Annotated in this window: 21 protein-coding genes and 2 tRNA genes; 8 read left to right on the top strand and 15 right to left on the bottom strand. The window is 60.2% G+C overall.

From position 1 onward, the window contains the following. Positions 1 to 123 precede the first annotated feature (123 nt). Both pckA and J3350_RS11935 read right to left on the bottom strand, forming a co-directional pair. Complete coding sequence (gene pckA, locus J3350_RS11940) at positions 124 to 1728, bottom strand: phosphoenolpyruvate carboxykinase (ATP) (protein WP_207686769.1); 1605 nt, start codon at positions 1726 to 1728, stop codon at positions 124 to 126. Positions 1729 to 1912: 184 nt separating this feature from the next. After that, positions 1913 to 2161 carry a hypothetical protein gene (locus J3350_RS11935; protein ID WP_207686768.1) on the bottom strand — a complete coding sequence of 83 codons (249 nt, stop codon included), beginning with the start codon at positions 2159 to 2161 and terminating at the stop codon, positions 1913 to 1915. A gap of 92 nt (positions 2162 to 2253) precedes the next feature. Here J3350_RS11935 and J3350_RS11930 point away from each other — a divergent pair, with 92 nt between their 5' ends. The 4 genes from J3350_RS11930 (at position 2254) to trpS (ending at position 4489) form a co-directional block, all read left to right on the top strand. Then, entirely contained in the window at positions 2254 to 2877 is a 624-nt protein-coding gene (locus J3350_RS11930) for a hypothetical protein (RefSeq protein ID WP_207686767.1), read from the top strand. 97 nt (positions 2878 to 2974) lie between these two features. After that, positions 2975 to 3049: transfer RNA gene (locus tag J3350_RS11925), tRNA-Glu, on the top strand. 41 nt (positions 3050 to 3090) lie between these two features. Beyond that, positions 3091 to 3167 (top strand) — tRNA-Asn (locus J3350_RS11920). Between the two features lie 260 nt (positions 3168 to 3427). After that, complete coding sequence (trpS, locus tag J3350_RS11915) at positions 3428 to 4489, top strand: tryptophan--tRNA ligase (RefSeq protein ID WP_207686766.1); 1062 nt, start codon at positions 3428 to 3430, stop codon at positions 4487 to 4489. Positions 4490 to 4751: 262 nt separating this feature from the next. On the opposite strand, the gene J3350_RS11910 is transcribed toward trpS, so the two are convergent. The 9 genes from J3350_RS11910 to J3350_RS11870 form a co-directional block, all read right to left on the bottom strand. Continuing rightward, positions 4752 to 5003 (bottom strand): type II toxin-antitoxin system YafQ family toxin, encoded by a 252-nt coding sequence (locus J3350_RS11910; protein WP_207686765.1) that lies wholly within the window; start codon positions 5001 to 5003, stop codon positions 4752 to 4754. A 120-nt stretch (positions 5004 to 5123) separates the two neighbouring features. Further along, entirely contained in the window at positions 5124 to 5396 is a 273-nt protein-coding gene (locus J3350_RS11905; protein WP_097793033.1) for a type II toxin-antitoxin system RelB/DinJ family antitoxin, read from the bottom strand. A 140-nt stretch (positions 5397 to 5536) separates the two neighbouring features. Next, complete coding sequence (gene thrS / locus J3350_RS11900; RefSeq protein ID WP_097793032.1) at positions 5537 to 7327, bottom strand: threonine--tRNA ligase; 1791 nt, start codon at positions 7325 to 7327, stop codon at positions 5537 to 5539. A 360-nt stretch (positions 7328 to 7687) separates the two neighbouring features. Next, positions 7688 to 8965, bottom strand: coding sequence for a chloride channel protein (locus J3350_RS11895; protein WP_207686764.1), 1278 nt, complete (start codon positions 8963 to 8965; stop codon positions 7688 to 7690). Positions 8966 to 9209: 244 nt separating this feature from the next. Further along, on the bottom strand, positions 9210 to 10952 hold the full coding sequence (locus tag J3350_RS11890) for an ammonium transporter (RefSeq protein ID WP_207686763.1): 1743 nt from the start codon (positions 10950 to 10952) through the stop codon (positions 9210 to 9212). A 334-nt stretch (positions 10953 to 11286) separates the two neighbouring features. Then, the gene (locus J3350_RS11885) at positions 11287 to 11655 is read right to left on the bottom strand and encodes a DUF1622 domain-containing protein (protein ID WP_207686762.1); all 369 of its coding nucleotides are present in this window, start codon (positions 11653 to 11655) and stop codon (positions 11287 to 11289) included. A gap of 21 nt (positions 11656 to 11676) precedes the next feature. Next, a complete protein-coding gene (locus tag J3350_RS11880; protein ID WP_097793028.1) occupies positions 11677 to 12312 on the bottom strand; it encodes an RpiB/LacA/LacB family sugar-phosphate isomerase in 636 nt (211 codons plus the stop codon). Between the two features lie 105 nt (positions 12313 to 12417). Beyond that, positions 12418 to 13197 carry an SDR family oxidoreductase gene (locus J3350_RS11875; protein WP_097793027.1) on the bottom strand — a complete coding sequence of 260 codons (780 nt, stop codon included), beginning with the start codon at positions 13195 to 13197 and terminating at the stop codon, positions 12418 to 12420. A 15-nt stretch (positions 13198 to 13212) separates the two neighbouring features. After that, on the bottom strand, positions 13213 to 14205 hold the full coding sequence (locus J3350_RS11870) for an aldo/keto reductase (protein ID WP_097793026.1): 993 nt from the start codon (positions 14203 to 14205) through the stop codon (positions 13213 to 13215). 165 nt (positions 14206 to 14370) lie between these two features. On the opposite strand from J3350_RS11870, the gene J3350_RS11865 reads away from it, so the two are divergent. Continuing rightward, a complete protein-coding gene (locus J3350_RS11865) occupies positions 14371 to 15291 on the top strand; it encodes a sugar phosphate nucleotidyltransferase (RefSeq protein WP_097793025.1) in 921 nt (306 codons plus the stop codon). 55 nt (positions 15292 to 15346) lie between these two features. Here J3350_RS11865 and J3350_RS11860 read toward each other — a convergent pair whose 3' ends face one another. Genes J3350_RS11860 through J3350_RS11845 form a run of 4 tightly spaced genes read right to left on the bottom strand, consistent with a single transcriptional unit; the run spans position 15347 to position 18533 of the window. Further along, entirely contained in the window at positions 15347 to 16393 is a 1047-nt protein-coding gene (locus tag J3350_RS11860) for a putative ABC transporter permease (protein ID WP_207686761.1), read from the bottom strand. A 13-nt stretch (positions 16394 to 16406) separates the two neighbouring features. Continuing rightward, positions 16407 to 16586, bottom strand: a complete 180-nt coding sequence (locus tag J3350_RS11855) for a DUF6472 family protein (RefSeq protein WP_097793023.1) — start codon at positions 16584 to 16586, stop codon at positions 16407 to 16409. Further along, a complete protein-coding gene (gene trmB, locus J3350_RS11850; RefSeq protein ID WP_118554236.1) occupies positions 16579 to 17349 on the bottom strand; it encodes a tRNA (guanosine(46)-N7)-methyltransferase TrmB in 771 nt (256 codons plus the stop codon). The genes J3350_RS11855 and trmB overlap by 8 nt, the downstream gene beginning before the upstream one ends. Further along, positions 17346 to 18533 (bottom strand): alanyl-tRNA editing protein, encoded by a 1188-nt coding sequence (locus J3350_RS11845; protein WP_207686760.1) that lies wholly within the window; start codon positions 18531 to 18533, stop codon positions 17346 to 17348. The genes trmB and J3350_RS11845 overlap by 4 nt, the downstream gene beginning before the upstream one ends. A 245-nt stretch (positions 18534 to 18778) precedes the next feature. On the opposite strand from J3350_RS11845, the gene malQ reads away from it, so the two are divergent. The 3 genes from malQ to J3350_RS11830 all read left to right on the top strand — a co-directional run bounded on the left by malQ (position 18779) and on the right by J3350_RS11830 (position 21812). Next, positions 18779 to 20320 (top strand): 4-alpha-glucanotransferase, encoded by a 1542-nt coding sequence (gene malQ, locus J3350_RS11840; protein ID WP_207686759.1) that lies wholly within the window; start codon positions 18779 to 18781, stop codon positions 20318 to 20320. 194 nt (positions 20321 to 20514) lie between these two features. Beyond that, positions 20515 to 21309, top strand: coding sequence for a diguanylate cyclase domain-containing protein (locus J3350_RS11835; protein WP_207686758.1), 795 nt, complete (start codon positions 20515 to 20517; stop codon positions 21307 to 21309). 62 nt (positions 21310 to 21371) lie between these two features. Then, positions 21372 to 21812, top strand: coding sequence for a hypothetical protein (locus J3350_RS11830; RefSeq protein WP_207686757.1), 441 nt, complete (start codon positions 21372 to 21374; stop codon positions 21810 to 21812). The last annotated feature ends 1 nt before the right edge of the window (position 21813 follow it).

The raw sequence follows: 21813 nt of genomic DNA, 5'->3' as shown, positions 1-21813 counted from the left end.
CGCAACCGACGCTTCGTTTACCTGCGCTGGAACGCAAAAACCCCCGCCGTGTGCTCGGTCAATGAACACGCGGCGGGGGCCTCATTTATATGGAGTTCAGAAGAAAAATGCGGGAGTCAGAGCTTACAGCTGGGGGCCTGCGGAGACCAGAGCCTTGCCGTGCTCGTTGCCTTCGTACTTGGCGAAGTTCTTGACGAAGCGGCCAGCCAGGTCCTTTGCCTTCTCTTCCCACTGGGAAGCATCTGCATAGGTGTCGCGGGGGTCCAGGATGGCGGGATCAACGCCGGGCAGCTCGGTGGGAACCTCGAAGTCGAAGTAGGGGATCTTCTTGGTGGGAGCCTCGTTGATGGCGCCGCTCAGGATGGCATCGATGATACCGCGGGTATCCTTGATGGAGATGCGCTTGCCGGTGCCGTTCCAGCCGGTGTTGACCAGATAAGCCTTGGCGCCGCTCTTCTGCATCTTCTTGACCAGCTCCTCAGCATACTTGGTGGGGTGCAGCTCCAGGAAGGCCTGGCCGAAGCAGGCGGAGAAGGTGGGGGTGGGCTCGGTGATGCCGCGCTCGGTGCCTGCCAGCTTTGCAGTGAAGCCGGACAGGAAGTAGTACTGGGTCTGCTCCGGGGTCAGGATGGAGACCGGGGGCAGAACGCCGAATGCGTCAGCAGACAGGAAGATGACGTTCTTGGCTGCGGGTGCAGAGGAGATGGGGCGGACGATGTTCTGGATGTGGTTGATGGGGTAGGACACACGGGTGTTCTCGGTGACGCTCTTATCTGCGAAGTCGATGTGGCCCTCAGCATCCAGAGTAACGTTCTCCAGCAGAGCGTTGCGCTTGATGGCGTTGTAGATATCAGGCTCGGAGTCCTTGTCCAGGTTGATGACCTTTGCGTAGCAGCCGCCCTCGAAGTTGAAGACGCCGTTGTCATCCCAGCCGTGCTCGTCGTCGCCGATCAGCAGGCGCTTGGGGTCGGTGGACAGGGTGGTCTTGCCGGTGCCGGACAGACCGAAGAAGATGGCGGTGTTCTTGCCCTCCTTATCGGTGTTGGCAGAGCAGTGCATGGAAGCGATGCCCTTCAGCGGCAGGAAGTAGTTCATCATGGAGAACATGCCCTTCTTCATCTCGCCGCCGTACCAGGTGTTGACGATGACCTGCTCCTTGCTGGTGATGTTGAACATAACAGCAGTCTCAGAGTTCAGGCCCAGCTCCTTGTAGTTCTCGACCTTGGCCTTGGATGCGTTGTAAACAACGAAATCCGGCTCAAAGTTAGCCAGCTCCTCAGCGGTGGGCTTGATGAACATGTTGGTCACGAAGTGTGCCTGCCAGGCCACTTCCATGATGAAACGAACGGCCATGCGGGTGTCCTTGTTGGCACCGCAGAAGGCATCGACCACATACAGGCGCTTGTTGGACAGCTCCTTCTTTGCGATCTCCTTGACGGCATTCCAGGCTTCCTCAGAAGCGGGGTGGTTGTCGTTCTTGTATGCGTCGCTGGTCCACCACACGGTGTCCTTGGAGTTCTCGTCCATGACGATGAACTTATCCTTGGGGGAACGGCCGGTGTAGATGCCGGTCATGACATTGACAGCGCCCAGTTCGCTGACCTGGCCCTTCTCGAAGCCTTCCAGACCGGGCTTGGTCTCCTCTTCAAACAGCTGCTCGTAAGAGGGATTGTACACGATCTCCGTCGTGCCGGTGATACCATACTTGCTCAGATCTACCTTTGCCATGATACTTATACCTCTTCTTTCGTTCAGATCAAATTCTGATCGCGCGTCGCGCGCACCTCAGCCAAAAGGCAGCGCGGGCGATGAAGAAATACAGATGCGTATTCTCCTGTATACCATTATACATAAACTGACTCCAAAATCAACCAAATAGGACAAATCCTTCGGTTAGAAACAACAAATTTCATTAAGAATCGGATGGAATTGCAGACATTTCATGAAAAAACAGTCCCTTCCCGGTAAAGAAAATAAAGAGATTTTTCCAAAAACGAAATTTTGATAAAACTTTAACAAATGGAGGCGGCCGGGCGGCAGGGCTGCCGCCGGAAAGTGCGCCGGTAAATGCAATAAAATCAAACGCGGAACCGTATTCCAGACAGAAAGGCTCCTCCAAACGGTGGAAGAAAAATTTTCGCCGATTTTTCGCGTTTTTCACTGGCAAAGGAACTTAGTTTATGTTATACTGTAAAAACAACGTAAAATCAACACATCCACAGTCTGGAATTTTGGGGGAGAACCGGTACATCCATGAAAACGCTTTATATCTTTCTGACCCGTTCGGGAACGCTGGTTTCGAATCTGGTGTACGCACTGACCGGGGCGGAGTATACCCATATCTCCCTTGCCTTTGATGAGGACCTGACCACCCTGTACAGCTCCACCCGGAAAAACGGCTACACCATGTTCCCGGCGGGGCCCAGCCGGGAATACCTCAACCGGGGCGTCTTCCGGCTGCGGGAGAATATCCCCTGTGCGCTCTATGCGCTGGAGGTGACGGATGAGGCCTATGCCCGCGCCAAGCGCCGCGCCGACCACATGATGAACCACGGCGAGCTTTACCGCTTCAACTCGGTGGGGCTGCTGCTCTGCGCGCTGCACATCCGCTGGAACCGCCGCCGCCACTATTTCTGCTCCCAGTTCGTCAGTGAGGTGCTGCAGAAGAGCGGCTCGCTGGACCTGCCCCGGCACAGCACCCTCATGCGCCCCAACGATTACGTGGCCATGCCCCAGCTCAAGTGTCTGTACAGCGGGCGGCTGGCCGGTCTGCCCCAGCGCCAGAGCATGGAGATGGGCGAGGTGGAAAGCGTCGTCGGGCTGTATCTGGATGTGCTGCTGGGGGTCGTGAAAACGGGCGCCCGGAGGTTTTTCTGATTTTTTGAAAAAACTTGAAATTTCCTGTTGACAAAGAGCGGCTGCTGTGCTAAAATAATCGAGTCGGGAGCGAACACCCGATGCAAAATGGACGTATGGCCCGTTGGTCAAGCGGTTAAGACAGAGGCCTCTCACGCCTTTAACATCGGTTCGATTCCGGTACGGGTCACCATTTTATAGTAGTAAAACGGCTCTACGCCGTTTTATATAGATGCCTCTTTAGCTCAGTCGGTTAGAGCACCTGACTGTTAATCAGGGTGTCGCCTGTTCGAGTCAGGCAAGAGGCGCCAGCAAAGCGATGGAAGTTTTCCATCGCTTTTTCTTTTTGTTTTGACCCTTTTGTTGACAGAAAAATGCACAGGGGATATACTTATAAAAAGATGAACCGCTCAGGCTGCCTGCGGCGTCCAGCTCCCCGGACAGGGATGCCCTTGGCAAAACCGGGAACGATCTGGATACGCCAGAGCCTCCCCTACCAGGGGAGGTGGCAATGCGAAGCATTGACGGAGAGGTTGTACAAAGGCGGGCCTGAAAAAGAAGGAGACTAGTTATGAAACAGATCATTTTGACCGGCGACCGCCCCACAGGCCGCCTGCATGTGGGCCACTACGTTGGCTCCCTGAAAGAGCGCGTCCGCCTGCAGAATTCCGGCAAGTTCGATGAGATCTACATCATGATCGCCGATGCGCAGGCGCTGACCGACAACGCCGACAACCCGGAGAAGGTGCGCCAGAACATCCTGCAGGTGGCGCTGGACTACCTGGCCGTGGGCATCGACCCCGCCAAGGCCCACATCTTTATCCAGTCCATGGTGCCGGAACTGACCGAGCTGAGCTTCTATTATATGAACCTTGTCACGGTGTCCCGCCTGCAGCGCAACCCCACCGTCAAGGCCGAGATCCAGCAGAAGAACTTTGAGACCAGCATCCCGGTCGGCTTCTTCACCTATCCCATCAGCCAGGCAGCCGACATCACCGCCTTCCGCGCCACCACCGTCCCGGCGGGTGAGGACCAGATGCCCATGCTGGAGCAGTGCCGCGAGATCGTCCACAAGTTCAACGTCGTCTACGGCGAGACGCTGACCGAGCCGGAGATCCTGCTGCCGTCCAACCACGCCTGTCTGCGCCTGCCGGGCATTGACGGCAAGGCCAAGATGAGCAAGTCTCTGGGCAACTGCATCTACCTGTCCGATGAACCGGAGGACATCAAGAAGAAGATCATGTCCATGTACACCGACCCCGGCCACCTGCGGGTGCAGGACCCCGGCAAGGTGGAGGGCAACCCTGTCTTCACCTATCTGGATGCGTTCAGCCGACCGGAGCACTTCGCCGAGTTCCTGCCGGAGTACCAGAATCTCGACGAGCTCAAGGCGCATTATCAGCGTGGCGGTTTGGGCGATGTGAAGATCAAGAAGTTCCTGAACGCCGTCATGCAGGCCGAACTGGAGCCTATTCGCACCCGCCGCAAGGAGTGGGAGCAGCGCCTGCCGGAAGTCGTGGAGATCCTGAAGGAGGGCAGCGCCGTGGCCGAACAGACCGCCGCCGCCACCCTCGCCGATGTCCGCAAGTCCATGCGGATCGACTACTTTACGGATAACAATCTGCTGAAGTAACAAATTGTAAACATGATGCCTCTGCTGAAAGCTCAAAAATGACTTTAGTAGGGGCATTTTTCGTACGATTGGAAACCGGCGGTGAGAGAATGTCGGAATACAAAAAATATTTTGAAACGTATTGCAAAGAGCACGACTTAGAGGTTGCGGTTATGATAAGGTTTTCTCGCTGATTGACGAGAAGACCAAAACGATGTCCTAATTTCGAAGTACAACAGCGCCGCTCTCCCGGTCATGGGAAAGCGGCGCTGTTCGTTTCGCATTATTTGTTGAATAAATCGCTGTGGCTGCCGGTACGAGCCAAAGTCAAAACGAGCACATCGTCTTCGATGCGGTAGATGAGCAGCCAGTCTGGCTGGATGTGACATTCACGATGGCCGATCCAATCGCCAGTCAAAGCATGGTCTCTGTTTTTCTCCGGGAGCGGTTCTCCACGCGATAAGGTGCGGATGATATTATCCAGAAGATCAACGTCGAGATGCCGTTTTATCGCAATTTTCAAAAATAGTGCCAATCAAAACGGCATCTTTGCGATATGCAGTTTGCGGATGTTGCTTGTGCATTAAAAACGCAAACTGCTATAGAGCAAGTTTGTAGTCCTTCTTGAATTGGTTCGTCCAGACGATATCGCGGTTCATCGCTTCAACTCCCGAAGAGCCTCTTCTACATCAGAATAATGTTTTACGTTCGGGTCCTTTGCAATCCTTTCTGCCTCCAGCATGGCGGCCATGGTCTCTTTGTTGGGTTGATCCATTTTGATTTCAAAGGGAATGCCGCCATCCCGCAGGGACTGCCGGACGAAGATGTTGAATGCCGTCGAAAGGTTCATGCCGAGCTCCGAGAACAGGGCATCGGCCTGTGCTTTCAAGTCGGAGTCCATCCGAATGCTGATATTAGTTGTTGCCATACAAATCATCTCCTTCACCATTATTATAGTGCTTTGCACGAAAAATGCAATACAATGCACGAAAAAAGAATAACTTCGAAACAAAAAGGGAGCCCGCCTCCGGCTAGAAGCGGTCTCCCTTTATAGGTTTTGTTCAGAACTCAGGCATTGTAGGTGCGGTTTTTGATCTCGTCGGTCACCTTGGCGATGAAGGCGTCGAGATCCATCGTGGTGGTCTCGCCCTTGCGGTCACGGACGGAGATGTTGCCGGCCTCGGCCTCCTTGGCACCCAGGACCAGCATATACGGCACACGGTCCACCTGCTGGGCAGCGCGGATCTTGTAGCCGATCTTCTGGTTGTCGTCGTCCAGTGCCACGCGGATACCGGCCTCGACCAGCTTCTCGGTGACGGCCTCGGCGTAGTCGAGGGTCTTCTCGGAGACGGGCAGGACCTTGACCTGCACAGGGGCCAGCCAGGTGGGGAACTTGCCCTTGGTCTCCTCGATCAGGTAGGCCATGAAGCGGTCCAGAGAACCCAGGATGGCGCGGTGCAGCACGACGGGGGTCTTCTCGGTGCCGTCCTTGTCCACATAGGTCAGGTGGAACTTGGCGGGCAGGCAGAAGTCCAGCTGGCAGGTGGAGAGGGTGTACTCTGCACCAACAGCGGGCTTGACATTGACGTCCAGCTTCGGGCCGTAGAAGGCAGCCTCACCGATCTCCTCGGTGAAGTGGATGCCCAGCTCGGTCAGAACCTCACGCAGAGCGTTCTCGGCGTGGTTCCACATGGCGTCGTCGTCGTGGTACTTCTTCTTGTCGGCGGGGTCACGCAGGGACAGAACGCAGCGATAATCGGTGATGTTGAAGTCCTTGTAGGTCTCGAAGATCAGGTTGCAGACATCGGCGACCTCGCTCTTGATCTGCTCCGGAGTGCAGAACAGGTGGGCGTCGTTCTGGCAGAAGTGACGGCCGCGCTCAATGCCCTTCAGGGTGCCGGAGGACTCGTAACGGAAATCGTGGGCGATCTCGCCAATGCGCATGGGCAGGTCACGGTAGGAGTGGGGATGATTTGCGTAGATCATCATGTGGTGGGGGCAGTTCATCGGGCGCAGAACGTAGCTCTCGCCCTCCATCTCCATGGCGGGGAACATGTTCTCACGGTAGTGGTCCCAGTGGCCGGAGGTCTTGTAGAGGTTCACGGTGCCGATGCAGGGCGTCATGACGTGCAGATAGCCGCGTGCGCGCTCCTTGGCCTTGATATAGTTCTCCAGCTCCTGCCAGACGGTGTAGCCTGCGGGCAGGAACATGGGCAGGCCGCGGCCCACCAGGTCGTCGGTCATGAACAGGCCCATCTCCTTGCCGATCTTGCGGTGATCGCGCTCGCGGGCCTCCTGCTGCTCCTTCTCCCAGGCGTCCAGTTCTTCCTGGTTGTGGAAGGCCACGCCGTTGATGCGGGTCAGCATCTTGTTCTCTTTGTCGTTTTTCCAGTATGCGCCGGACTGCTGGGTGATCTTGAAGGCCTTCAGTGCCTTGGTGTAGGTCAGGTGGGGTCCGATGCACATATCCACGTACTCGCCCTGCTGGAAGAAGCTGAACTCGGTCTCATCAGCCAGATCGGCCATGTGCTCGATCTTGTAGTTCTCGTGGCGCTCTTCCATCAGCTTCACGGCCTCGGCGCGGGGCAGGATGAAGGGCTTGATGGCGAGATTTTCCTTGGTGATCTTGTGCATCTCTTTTTCGATGCTGGCCAGATCTTCGTCGGTGAGCTTGGTGTCGCCCAGATCGACATCGTAGTAGAAGCCGTTCTCGGTAGCAGGGCCGAAGGCGAAGTCAGCCTCCGGATACAGGCGCTTGATGGCCTGTGCCATCACATGCGCAGCGGTATGGCGGATGACATGCAGTTCTTGGTCCTGCGGGCACTCGTCCACATGGCCGTCCTTGTAAATGATCTTCATAATGAATCTCCTTTTGAACCTGAAAAGAATGAAAAACAAAAAGCGCTTCACCCCGCAACAATACACGGGATGAAGCGCCTGAAAGATCCAGAAGCGTTCCACGGTTCCACCCGAATTGTGCGGTCAGGCCGCACCACTCGCTGTGCTGTAACGGGCGCACCCGACAGAGGTTCGCCTCTGCACTCTGCGGTGGTAGAAGCTCCGGGTGCGCTGGGCCGCTTGCAGCACACTCTGAACAGAGCGGCGGCCTTCTCTGCAACGCAGGGGTCGGGACTTCGGTTTGTCCGCATCATCGTTTTCAACAGGATGAAACTATGCTGATTGTAGCACGACGTTCGGGAAAAATCAAGGGCTGGAAGCTCATTCTTCCCCTTTTTTCACTCGTACACGCCACTTATGGGACATATACTCCGCGCGCAGCTTGTTGGTGACGAAGGTCTGGCTGCTGTAAAGACCGTGGTGGCCGGAGAGCATGTAGCAGATGCCGCAGCCCAGCGCGATGAGCTCCAGCCCGGCCCCGCCGAACAGCTCAAAGCCCAGCAGGATGGAGGGGATGAGGGCGTTGGTGGCACCGCAGAAGACGGACACGAGGCCCACGGCGGCCGCGAACCCGGCGGGCAGGCCCAGCAGCGGGCCGAATGCGCAGCCGAAGGTGGCACCCACAAAGAAGCTGGGCACGACTTCGCCGCCCTTGAACCCGCAGGAGAGGGTCAGCGCGGTGAGGAAGATCTTGCACAGAAAATCCCAGGGCAGGGCCTGGCCTTGCTCCACGGCAGCGGTGATGATGTTCATGCCGGCACCGTTGTAGCGCCCCACGCCGAAGAAATACGAGAAGCCGATGACCAGCACACTGCCGGCCAGGACCCGCACCCAGGGGTTCGGGATGCGCTTGGGCACGGTGTGCTCCATGAAGTGGAGCGTGCCGCAGAAGAGCCGGGAGACGGCCGCGCAGGCCACGCCCAGCAGGATGATGAGGAAAGCGTTCCAAACCGTCAGTTCCGGTGCGGTGAGCGCAAAGCGGGTGGGCGCGATGCCGAAGGTCAGCGAGCAGCCGTAGGCGATGAGGGCCGAGGTGAAGGCCGGGACAAAAGCCGAGGTGAAGGTCAGGCCCACATCCTCGATGGTCATGGCAAAGAGGGCCGCGGCCAGCGGGGTGCCGAACAGGGCCGAGAAGAACGCGGCCATGCCACTGATGGTGGCAGTGCGGCGGTCGTAGTCTTTGAGGTGCAGCAGGGTGCCGAGGTTCCAGCCGATGCTGCCGCCCATCTGCAGCGCGGCACCCTCGCGGCCGGCCGAGCCGCCGCACAGGTGAGTGAGCACGGTGCCCAGGAAGATGGCCGGGACCAGCAGGATGCTGACCGGTTCGCCGCTCTGCACGGCGCGGATGACATTGTTGGTGCCCACGCCCTCGCACTTCGTTATCTTGTACAGTGCGGTGATGAGCAGGCCCGCTGCGGGCAGCAGGAAGAGCAGCCAGGGCTGTGCGGCCCGCAGCTCGGTGACGTACTCGACGGAAAGGTGGAACAGGGTGCCCACCAGCCCGCAGACCAGGCCCGTGGGGACCGCCAGAAAAAACCATTGCAGCGCCACCCGGAGGGCAGCTTTGGCTTCGCGCTGGAACGTATCAAAATTGTTCATAGAAGAAAACTCCTGTATTGTTGACGTCCGGTCCATGATGTGTTTCGAGACCGCTCCAACATAACACAGCGGGGCGGGGTTGTCAACCCAAAAAGCGGCGCAGACGAAAACGGTCCCCGGCTCCCTTGTGCGGAAGGAACCGGGGATCGTTTTTGCTGTTTGGATCAGAAAAAAGGAAAAGGAGAAAAATATCTATCACACGCTTTCAAAAAGCGGGGACAGCGGAGAAAAGAGATCGTGGAACTTACTCCACATCCTGCAGGGCGGCGAAGTCTTCCTCGCCGGTGCGGATCTTGACCACGCGGGTCACGTTGTAAACAAAGATCTTGCCGTCGCCGATGTGGCCGGTGTAAAGAGCCTTCTTGGCGGCTTCGACCACGGCATCGACCGAGATCTTGGACACGATGACCTCGACCTTGATCTTGGGCAGCAGGGTGGAATCCACAGGGACGCCGCGGTATTTCTCGCTGGTGCCTTTCTGGATGCCGCAGCCCATCACCTGGGTCACGGTCATGCCGGTGACGCCCAGATCGTTCAGAGCGGTCTTCAGCTGGTCGAACTTGGACAGCTTTGCAATGATGGAGACCTTGTGCATCCCGGTGTCGTAGATGCCGTCGTGGATGACGGCGGGCTCACGCACCACCGGCACCGCAGCAGACATCTGCGTTGCGGAAGCCTTGACGGGGTCGTCCTCGCCGAGGTCGGTGTTTTCGTTGGGGGTCATGGCGGCTGCGTTGGCGTCGGAGATGGAGAAGCCAGCGTAGGCAGAAGCCAGACCGTGCTCGTGGATGTCCAGGCCGTCGATCTCCACCTCAGCGGGGACGCGCAGGCCGATGGTCTTGTCGATGATCTTGAAGATGAGGAACATCACGACAACGACATAGACATCGACCGTGATGAGGCCCAGCAGCTGGATGCCCAGCTGGCTCAGGCCGCCGCCGTAGAACAGGCCCTTGCCCACGCCGTCGCCGCCGTTGGAGAACAGGCCGACTGCGATGGTGCCCCAGACGCCGTTTGCAAAGTGGACGGAGACAGCGCCGACGGGGTCGTCGATCCTGGCAATCTTATCAAAGAACTCAACGCTCAGGACCACCAGGAGACCGGCCACAAAGCCGATGATGAAGGCACCGAACGGAGAAACAGCGTCGCAGCCTGCCGTGATGGCCACCAGACCGGCCAGCGAACCGTTCAGGGTCATGGAGACATCGGGCTTGCCGTACCGCAGCCAGGTGAAGATCATGGTCACGCAGGTGGCCACAGCAGCGGCCAGGTTGGTGTTGAAGCAGACCAGACCGGTCAGGGTCATGGCCTCATCGGTGGCCAGGCTCAGGGAAGAGCCGCCGTTGAAACCGAACCAGCAGAACCACAGGATGAAGACGCCCAGCGCACCGGCAGTCAGGTTGTGGCCGGGGATGGCGTGGGGGTTGCCGTTCTTGTCGTACTTGCCGATGCGGGGGCCAAGCATCGCAGCGCCCAGCAGAGCGATGACGCCGCCCACGTTATGAACAGCTGCGGAACCGGCAAAGTCATGGAAGCCCATGCTCTGCAGCCAGCCGCCGCCCCACATCCAGTGGCCGCAGATGGGGTACACCACCAGCGAAATGGCGGCGGAGTAGACGCAGTAGGCTTTGAAGTTGGTGCGCTCGGCCATGGAGCCGGACACGATGGTGGCTGCCGTGGCGCAGAACACGGTCTGGAACACGATGTACACCCACAGCGGGATGTCAAGCCCCAGATGGGAATAATCGCCCTGGATGAACGGGTCGAACCCGCCGATGAGAGCGCTGGTGCCGCCGAACATCAGCCCGAAGCCGATGAGCCAGTAGCACGGGGTGCCGATGCAGAAATCCATCATGTTTTTCATGAGGATGTTGCCGGTGTTTTTGGCACGGGTAAAACCTGCCTCACACAGCGCGAAGCCCGCCTGCATGAAGTAGACCAGGAACGCGGCCACCAACACCCAGCAGGTGTCTACGGAACGGAACATAACTGGATACCTCCCCATTTGTTGTGCGGCCGGCCACCAGAACCGGCCTTGCGTACTCCGGCTGCTGCGCCCCTCTATCTGCGCAGCAACGCGGATCTTCCCCTCCGGAGGCCCTCGATCTTCCCCCGGAAGCACAGAAGTCCGAACTTCTGCCGAAAACACAAAAAGCGCTGGCGGAATTGCTTCCGTCAGCGCCTTTGCTTTCGATGGCACGAGTATAGAGCGTTTTGGTCAAAGTGTCAAGTGCCAGACCGTATTTTTTACGTTTTTCACAATCCGGGTGGGAAATGGACCGGAAAAGTTTGGACGAAGCCGCGGCCCGGCGGCGGGTGGGTCATTCCTCCGCCTTATGCTGGCCCCGCATCTCGACGTGCAGCAGCAGGCTCATCAAAGCCCGCAGCGCGAACGTGGCCGCCAGCGGCACCACGGATTCGAGGTTTTGCAGCAGAAAGGTCTTGGCGATCTCGGCCGACATCAGAAATTCCAGCGCGGTGGTCAGGCCGCTGCTCATCTCGTGGTGGAAATCGTACCGGTCGTGGAAGAAGAAGGCACGGATGTAATGGTAGGTCGCCCGCACCAGACTCGTGACGATGATGAACAGGCCGATGACCTCCGCCAGCCCGGCGATCATGGGCACGGCGGATTCCAGAAACAGCTCCAGGACCTCCGAAGCGGCTGCGTTGAAGTGATACAAAGCGCTCATCGTGCGTCTCCTTGGCAAAAATTACAGCAGGGTCTTGATGTAGGCAGCCAGCGCGTCGTCCTTGCAGGAAGCAAAGAAGAGCTCGCTGAACTTCTCACCGGCCACGGCACCCTTCAGCAGGTCCTGGTCGATGCTCTGCAGGCACTCGATGAGAGGCTTGAAGGTGGCGGCGCGGACGCCGTCCAGGATCTTCTTGTTGCGCTGTTCCGGTTCCACACGCTCCTTGGGATAGCCCTGGCCGTGGCCGAAGCCGAACAGCTTCTCGAAGCAGTATTCGAGGTTGAGCTCACCGCCCCAGCCGAAGCCCTTGGCGAACGGCATGGCCACGGCGTTGCCATCGTTGACATGGGCAAAGGTGTAGGCATCCACGGGATCTTCCACATGGCCGCAGATGACGCCGGGGAAGCTGTTCAGCGCCAGCATGGCACCCTCGCCGGTGCCGCAGCCGGTGATGACATAGTCGGCTGCGCCGCTGTTCAGCAGGATGGCGGCCAGGATGCCGCACTGCACATAGGTCAGCTGTGCCTTGTCGTCGGCGGCATACATGCCGTAGTTGACCACCTCGTGGCCCATGGGCTCCACGACCTTCTTCAGCGCTGCTTCGATGAGGCCGTTCTTGGCAGCCTGGCTGTTTTCGTTGATGAGTGCGATCTTCATGGAAAAATTCCTCCTGCAATAGCATGATGTTCCACCGCCGTCCAAACCATGCGGAAGGCGGTGCGTGTCTGACGTTAGTGTATCGTGTCGGCGGACAAAAGTCAATCACCGGCCCAGCTTCCGCTTTTGCTGCCGGGCGAGGATGGGCATGAGAAGCGGTGCAGGCACGAGCTTCTGGGCCGTGGTGGCGGCCCGCATCAGGGCCGAGGGCACGATGATGGTCTTGCGGCGGAGCATCCCGCGCATGGCTTCCTCCACGCAGAGCTCCGGCGAGATGCCCTTGAGCGCGAAGACGACGTCAGCGCGGTCGTTGAACTCGGTGTTCACCGGGCCGGGGCAGAGCGCGCAGACGTAGACCGGGCTGTGCTGCTCCCGCAGCTCCTCGGCCACGCCCCGCGTCAGGCTGACCACATAGGCCTTGGAAGCGTAGTAACCCGCCATGAACGGCCCGGCCGGGAGCAGGCCCGCCGAGGAGGCCACGTTCAGGATGGTGCCGGAACCCTGCCGGTCCATCTTCTTGAGCACGAACTTGAACAGCCGGTGCATGGCGAGAACGTTGACCCGCAGCATGGAAAGCTCCTTTTCCGGGTCGGTGTCGAGGAAGCAGCCGCAGGTGCCGAAGCCCGCGTTGTTGATGAAAAGGTCGATGCGCTCGGCGGCCAGTACGGTGCACAGGGCCTCGCAGTCAACGTCGCGTTCCAGGTCGGCGGGGAGGACGCGGCAGGGCACATGATAGCGGTTTTGCAGCTCTTCGGCCAGAGCGTCCAGCCGGTCTTTCCGGCGGGCCGTCAGGATGAGCCGGAAGCCCAGCCGCGCGTACTGGCGGGCGAATTCCTGCCCGATGCCGGAAGAAGCGCCGGTGATCCAGACTGTTTTCTTGTTCATAGGACTTGTCCTTTCTCAGAAGCCCGAAGCTGCGTCGATGGCGCGCAGCTCGTCGGGGGTGAAGGCGGTGTTGTCCAGCGCCTTGAGATCGTCTAAGATCTGCTCCGGGCGGGATGCGCCGATGAGCACACTCGTGACCTGGCCGTCCTTCAGGATCCAGGCCAGTGCCATTTCGGCCAGCGTCTGGCCGCGGGCGGCGGCGATGGCGTTCAGGGCACGGATCTGCTCCAGCTTTTCCTCGGTGAGGGTGGATTCCTTCAGGAAGCGGCCGTCGGTGCGGATGCGGCTGTCTTCGGGGATGCCGTGCAGGTAGCGGTCGGTCAGCAGGCCTTGTGCCAGCGGGCTGAACGCGATGATGCCCTTGCCCAGACGGTTGGCCGTCTCCTTCAGGCCGTTCTTCTCGATGGTGCGGTCAAAGATGGAGTAGCGGTTCTGGTTGAGGACGAAGGGCACGTGCCGCTCGGTGAGAATGGCGCAGGCCTTTTCCAGCGTGGGGCCGTCGTAGTTCGACAGGCCCGCATACAGTGCCTTGCCGCTGCGCACGGCCTGTTCCAGCGCACCCATGGTCTCTTCCAGCGGGGTGTTGGGGTCCATGCGGTGGTGGTAGAAAATGTCCACATAGTCCAGCCCCAGCCGCTCCAGGCTCTGGTCCAGGCTGGCCAGCAGATACTTCCGGCTGCCCCAGTTGCCGTAGGGGCCGTCCCACATCTCATAGCCGGCCTTGGTGCTGATGATGAGCTCATCGCGGTAGGGGCGGAAGTTCTCCTTCAGGATGCGGCCCAGATTTTTTTCGGCGCTGCCGGGTGCGGGGCCGTAGTTGTTGGCAAGGTCAAAGTGGGTGATGCCGTGGTCGAACGCCGTGAAGCAGAGCTGCTTCATGGTCTCAAAATGGGCGGTATCGCCGAAGTTGTGCCAGAACCCCAGCGACACGGCGGGCAGCAGCAGGCCGCTCTGGCCGCAGCGGTGGTAGGGCAGGGTGGAATAGCGGGCGGAGGATGCAGTGTACATGAACAAAACTCCCTTCCGATTCGTGATCTGATCTGCCCCTATTTTAACACATCAGGGAGGCAGAATCCATGGGTTCCCGCACGATGCAGAACGGCACTTGTTGACGCCTGCCGTTTGGAGTATAATAAAGGCAGAAAACGCGCACTGCGCAGGAGGTATCAGAACATGAACAAACCGGTATTGGTGGTCATGGCGGCTGGCATGGGCAGCCGTTACGGCGGCATGAAGCAGATCGACCCGGTAGGCCCCAACGGGCAGGTCATCGTGGATTATTCCCTCTACGATGCCCGCCGTGCAGGCTTTGAGACCGTGATCTTCGTCATCAAGCACGAGATCGAGGAGACCTTCAAAAAGGCCATCGGCGACCGCGTGGCCAAAGTGATGAACGTGAAATACGCATTCCAGCAGCTGGATGAGCTGCCCGCAGGCTTCTCCATCCCGGAGGGCCGCGTCAAGCCCTGGGGCACCTGCCACGCGGTCCTGGCGGCAAAAGACCTCATCGACGGCCCGTTCGCGGTCATCAATGCAGATGACTACTACGGCCCGGAGGCGTTCCAGGTCATCTACGATTACCTGTCCACCCACGCGGACGGCACGGTCTACGACTACTGCATGGTCAGCTACCTGCTGAAGAACACCGTCTCCGAGAACGGCAGCGTTGCCCGCGGCGTCTGCGTCGCGAACGCAGACGGCACCCTGCACAGCGTCACCGAGCGCACCCGCATCGAGACATACGAGGGCGGCATCCACTACACCGAGGACGGCGGCGCGAGCTGGCACGACCTGCCGCTGGACGCCCCCGTCAGCATGAACCTGTGGGGCTTCGGCCGGAGCTTCCTCGATGAGGCCGAGCGCCGTTTTGCGGGCTGGCTGACCGAGAATCTGGAACAGAACCCGCTCAAGTGCGAGTATTTCCTGCCGCTGGTCATCAGCGAACTCATCGACGAGGGCAAGGCGACCGTGAAGATCCTGCACAGCCGCGACAAGTGGTTCGGCGTGACCTACCGCGAGGACAAGCCCACCGTCGTGGCCGCCATCGCGCAGAAGACGCAGGACGGCCTGTACCCGGAAGACCTCTGGAACTGAATCGGACTATGAAAAAAGGAGCGCTCCCTTTTGCGGGGAACGCTCCTTTTTTGGTTCATTTTCGCTTCAGCTGTTCCCGCAGCGTGTCCAGCGAGCGGTTCTGCGCACCGTGCTTCAGCTTGGGGAAGGCGCGGAGCATGCGGTGCTTGCCGAAGTGCGGGGTGGCGCGCTGGGTGCGAGAGCGAAGCTCCTCGCTGCGGGCCTGCAGCTCCTCGGCCAGCTGCTCCAGCCGGAGCAGTTCGGCCGTGCGCTCGGCTGTGCCTTTGGCCGCCAGCTTGACGGCATTGGCGGCTTCGCTGGCGTTGAGCTTTGCATCCTGCGAGGCCCGCTTCGCGGCCTCCATGGCCTCGTCGGCCTTGGCGCGCATGGCAGCGGCTGCCTCGCGGGCGTTCAGCTTGGCCGCATTGTCGCGGGCCTCGGCGGCCGCCAGCTTGAACTGCAAACGGCTCTCGTCCATCTTCTGGTCCATGGCCATGGCGTTGGTGCCCAGCAGCTCAGTCATGGCGTCGCTGACCGCGTGCATACTGTCGGCCACCTTTTCCAGCGCATCCAGGTCGCGGGCCAGGTCGGACGCAGCAAAGGCGGTGGCGATGGTGTCAGCGGCATAGATGGCGTAGAGCAGGAACATCAGGATGAGGCCTACCAGCGGCGGGATGAGGGCCACCGTATCGGCGATGATGGGGTGGACGAGCTTCATCACGATGAGGGTGCCTACGCCCCACAGCAGGGAAAACTCCAGGCAGATGTAGCCGCCGATGTTGAAGGGGTAGTCGCTGTAATCCCACCAGCGGGTGTGGTAGAGCTTGTACAGCGCCCAGCCACCCACCAGTTCCAGCGCACTGGGCAGGAGGACGCCGCCGAGGTAGAGCAGGAGCAGGCTGTGCGACAGGGGCGTCAGGGCGAAAAGGACGATGACCATGCCGAAGCCGTAGATGGGGCAGACCGGGCCGTTCAGGAAGCCGCGGTTGATCAGATTGCCGGTCGTGACGGCGGCGTAGATGACCTCCAGACACCAGCCGAGGCAGGAGTAGATGAGGAAGTAAGCGAAGATCTGATACAGCGAAAAGCCGCAGACGGTGGTATCAACGAAAAAAGAAAGCAAGGGAACACCTCCGTTAATTCTGTTTCCGGACGATGCTGTATTCATCGCCCGCTTCAAAGAAGGGGCAGGCGCGGGTGCTGCGGGAGAGATACCGTGCCATCTCGTCCTCGTCGAGTGCGGCGCCCTGTGCACAATAACAGGTGCCGTATTCGTCCGGGACATTGTTCACGCACAGCTCACAGGGGTCACGCATCGGCGGTCTCCCCGTGGGCAGCGGCCTCGGCGGCAGCGGCTTCGGCAGCCGCCATCTTTTTGAGCACCTTCGGCTCGATCCAGGTCACGGTCTCGTCGCCGGGCAGCTTCCGGGCGATGAGGGCCTTGATCTTGATGCCCATCTCGGTAAACATCCCCTCGTGCTCGGTGCGGATGTTCCATGCCGGCTCGTTCTCGTGCAGGTCGAAGGTCTTCCAGGTGATCTCATAGCCGGAAGCGGGGAAGTATTCCAGGCTGTCGCGGAACAGATCGTCGTCGTCGGTCTTGAAATAGATCTCGCCGCCGTCTTCGAGGAAGGCGCGGTACTGGATGAGCTGGCGGGGATAGGTGAGGCGGTGCTTGTTGGAGGAAGCATTCTTGCTCCACGGGTTGCAGAAGTTGATGTAGATGCGGCTCACGGTATCCTCCGGCGTGAGGACGCCCTTGATGCGTTCGATGTCGGTGCTCATGATCTTGACGTTGTCGATGGGGCGGCCCGCCTCCTGATAGGCGGCCTCGATCTTCCGCTTGGCCAGAATGAGGACTTTGTCGGTGATATCGATGCCGAGGTAGTTGTTCTCCGGGTGGGCGCTGGCCAGCTGGGAGATAAAGCCGCCCTTGCCGCAGCCCAGTTCCAGCACAAAAGGCTGCTCCGGGCGGGCATACTGTGCGTGCCACCGGCCACCCCAGATCAGGGGCTCGTGGACGTGGAAATCGGCGGCCATCAGCTCATCGTGGGCGTAGGGTTTGAAGCGCATTCTCATAATATGTGGTTCTCCTTCAAAAATCGTTCAACTTGTTCGGGTGCTGCGGCGCAGCTGCCCTGGCAGATGCCGGGCTTGCCGCCGCCGCGGCCGTTCAGGGCGGCATTGAGGGCTTTGGTCAGGGCGCGGACATCGCCGTCGGCTCTGGCCAGACAGTAGCCGGTGCCCTTTTCATTGGCCGTCAGGGCTGCGCACAGGCCGGTGGTGGCCTCGCTGAGCTTGACGGCCAGCCGGTGCAGGCCGTCCGGGTCAAGCCCCGGCACGATGCGGATGGCGTCTTCGCCGGGGGCGGTCTGTGCGGCCAGCGCCTCAAAGAGCTGGCTGCAAAGCCCGAAGTGGGCAAATTTCAGGGCCGTGTACTCGTCGAAGACGCGGTGGACGGCGTGGGCCGTCTCGCTGGGCTTGGCGCTGAGCAGGGCACCGATGTCGGCCTGACGTTGGCGCATGGCCTGTGCGGCCAGCAGGGCCCGCTCGCCGCAGACGATGCTCAGCCGGACGCCGCCTTTGTAGTTCTCGGCGGCCAGGATCTTGATCTGGCCCACCGCGCCGGTGGCGGCGGTGTGGGTGCCGCAGCAGGCGCAGACATCGGCACCGGGGATGCTCACGATGCGCACCTGGCCTTCGATCTCTTTCTTGCTGCGGTAGGTCAGCGCGGCCAGCTCCTCGCGGGTGGGGTAGGTGATGCACACCGGCACATTCTGCCAGACGATGCGGTTGGCGGCAAGTTCGGCCTCCCGCAGGCCCTCGGCGGAGATGGGGACGCTGGTGTCCATCCGCACCGCGTCGGTGCCGATGTGGAACCCGACATTCTCGGCCCCGAACATCTGGTGCAGGATGCCGGAGAGGATGTGCTCACCGGTGTGCTGCTGCATCTTGTCGAACCGCCAGGCCCAGTCAAGGGCCTCCTGCACTGCGGTGCCGGGGGCGGCGGTTTCGGGCAGGGCATCTGTGGTGTGCCAGATGACGCCGCCCTGCTCGTGGACGTCGGTGACGTGCAGCACTGTGCCGTCCGGAAGGGTCAGGGTGCCCCGGTCGGCAGGCTGACCGCCGCCTTCAGGGTAAAAGACCGTGCCGTCCAGCGCAATCTTTCCGCCGCCGCTGCCGTCCGGCTCGGCCGCGAGGATGCGCCCTGCCGCCTCGGTGCGGTAGGCATCGGCCTCGTAATATTTTTGAGTGGGTTGCATGGTGTCCTCCTGACCCTCTCAGTCTCGCTTCGCTCGCCAGCTCCCCCAAAGGGGGAGCTTTTGGCCGTTTTTGAGATTATGCCAAGACCTCGCCCTTCGGGAGAGGTGGCAGCGCGTGAGCGCTGACGGAGAGGGTTTTGTTTGATAGAAACAAGTATACCACGATTTTTGCCTGTGGAAAATAGTCTGCGGTTATGTTATGATAGGAAATAACCGAAATCCGAACGAAATGAGGAAGGTACATCATGCGTGAAAGTGGAATTTTAATGCCGGTGTCCAGCCTGCCCGGCCCCTATGGAATTGGCTGCTTCGGAACGGAAGCGGAAACGTTTGTGGATTTTCTGGCCGCAGCGGGCCAGAAGATCTGGCAGATCCTGCCGCTGAGCCCCACCGGTTATGGGGACAGCCCCTATCAGAGCTGCTCGGCCTTTGCGGGCAACCCGTACTTCATCGACCTCGACGCCCTCAAGGCGGAGGGCCTGCTGACCGCCGCCCAGCTCAAGGCGGAATCCTGGGGCGAAGACCCGCTTCAGGTGGACTACGGCACCCTGTACACCAGCCGCTACAAGATCCTGCGCGCGGCATACGCGGCCTGGCGCAGGCAGTGCGAAGGGCTGCACGGCTGCGCCCACTACTACCCGGATGCCTACTATGCCTTCACGCTGGAAAACGAGAGCTGGCTGGAGGACTATGCACTGTACATGGCCCTGAAGACCGCCAACCAGATGAAGAGCTGGACCGAGTGGCCCCGCGCATACCGGATGCGGGATGGCCATGCACTGGCCGCGTTCCGCGCGGAGCACGAGGAAGAGATCGGCTTCTGGAAGTTTTTGCAGTATGAGTTTGCCATCCAGTGGAAGAAGCTGAAAGCCTATGCCAACGCCAAGGGCATCCAGATCCTGGGCGACATCCCCATCTATGTCTCGGCCGACTCGGTGGACGCCTGGGTGGGCGGTCAGCTGTTCGAGCTGGCGGCGGACGGCAGTTTTGCCCGCGTGGCCGGCTGCCCGCCGGATTATTTCTCCGCCGACGGCCAGCTCTGGGGCAACCCGCTGTACAACTGGCCGTATCACCGCGAGACCGGCTATGCCTGGTGGATCGAGCGGGTCCGCCATGCACTGGGCATCTACGACCTGCTCCGCATCGACCACTTCCGCGGCTTCGATACCTACTGGGCTATCCCGGCGGGCAGCACGACCGCCAAGGACGGCAAGTGGGAGATCGGCCCCCGGATGGAGCTGTTCCATGCACTGGAAAACGTGCTGGGCAAACTGCCCATCATCGCCGAGGACCTGGGCGACATCGTGGACAGCGTCCGCGAGCTGCTGGCGGAGAGCGGCTTCCCCGGCATGAAGGTGCTGCAGTTTGCCTTCGGCGGCGGAGACAATGAGTATCTGCCCCACAACCACGTCCGGAACAGCGTGGTCTACCCCGGCACCCACGACAACACGACCCTGACCGCCTGGTGGGAGATCGGTGCGTCTGAGAAGGAAAAGGCCATGGCCTGTGCCTACCTGCATCTGACCCCCTGCCACCCCACGGCCAAAGAGGTCGCCGCCGTCAAGACCGATGCGGCCCGCGTGGCCCTGCTGCGCGCAGCGCTGGGTTCGGCCTCCGAACGCGCCATCATCCCCATGGCCGACTGGCTGGGCCTGGGCGAGGAAGGCCACCTGAACACGCCCGGCCGTCTGGGCGGCAACTGGACCTGGCGCGCTGCCGAGGGCTTCGGCACAAAGAAGCTGGCCGAAGAGATCCTGGGCGAGTGCGAGGCAGTCTGCCGTGCATAAAACCGGAAAAACCGGGAGAACGTTAGCAGATTGACGGATCTGCAAAAAAATTGGTTGAAATTTGTGCGTTTTGCTGGCAAGTCTTCCGCAGAAGTGGTATAATCTTTGTAATCTGAAAAACATTTTCAAAGTGTTTTTCGTGGCAAGGTGTGCCGGGAGGGAGAATCCGGCACCACAATGATGGGGAAAAACGCATGAAGAAAGAATGGACCGAGCAGGACCTGCGCGAATTTGTGCGCAGCGCACAGGCTGCCTTTGAGGACGTGACCCTGACCGAAGCGGACGAAGAAGCAGCCCGTAGCTGGCAGGATGACGGCCTGATGGTGGACTATGAGCTGCGCAATGGGCAGGTAGACTGCGTACTGCGCCGCCAGATCGTTGCGGACGGCAAGGTATGGAAACTGCAGATGACCGCGCCGCTGGCGGGCAACGACCTGCCGGAGGATCGGATGTCCCCGCGCGAGCGGGAGATGTGCCGCGACGACATGAACCACGACTTTTTGTCGGGCGTGTTCAACCGCCGCTATTTTGAGACCGAGTTCTGCACCCGCCTGGATGATTGGACCGACGCCCACCGCTGCGCCTCGCTGGCGCTGGTGGAGCTGGACCGAGTCGAGCAGATGCAGGCCGAGCAGGGCGATGCCGTTATGGATCAGCTGGTCTGCTTTGTGGCGAACCAGTGGAAGAAGCGCTACGACCGCCCGGACGAGCGGGTGGTCTGCCGCCTGACCGATACGCTGTTCGCCATTGGCTGTGCGGACAAGACCTGCAACGAACTGGCCGAGGAGCTGCGGAGCATCTACGCGGAGATGCCCCGTGCCTATGTGGCCTCGGTGGGCCTGATGCGCCGGGTGCCGTTCACTCAGTCCATCGGCTGCGCCTGCACCTGCGAGGTGCGGGGCAAGAACTGGGACGCACTGTACGAGCTTTGTGCAGCACGGCTCAAGGCCGCGCAGGAAGCTGGTGGCAGCCAGGTCTGCGCCGGATAAGATCACTGGATAAAAGATCCCCCTTCTGGACATCCTAAGAGCCAGAAGGGGGATCTTTTGTTATGGAACATCTGAAAAACGACAACCTCAGCCTGCTGGAAGCCGTGGTGCAGAACACGGAAATGGGCAAAAACACGCTGGAACAGATCGTGCCGATGACGGACGACGTGCAGTTCAAGGCAGAACTGCTGCGGGAACGGAACATCTACCGCGAACTGAACCAGGAGGCCCACACCGCCATCGAGGCCTGCGGCGGAACCGCCCAGGGCCAGAGCACCATGGCAAAGCTCAACACCAGAATGGGCATCGGGATGAAGACCCTGACCGACAAGTCCACCCGGAATCTGGCCGAGATGCTCTCCGAGGGCAGCAGCCAGGGCGTGATGGACTGCATCAAGTCCCAGAAGGACTATCCCGATGCCGCGCCCGGCTCCAAGCGTCTGATGCAGAAAGTGCAGGATTTTGAGGAGGACAACCGCATCCGGCTGGAACGCTTTCTGTAAA

This window comes from Faecalibacterium sp. Marseille-Q3530 (assembly GCF_017377625.1).
GTDB classification, from domain to species: Bacteria; Bacillota; Clostridia; order Oscillospirales; family Ruminococcaceae; genus Faecalibacterium; species Faecalibacterium prausnitzii_E.
Note: the sequence above shows the minus strand (reverse complement) of the source record. Positions and strands in the feature narration are given on the sequence as shown.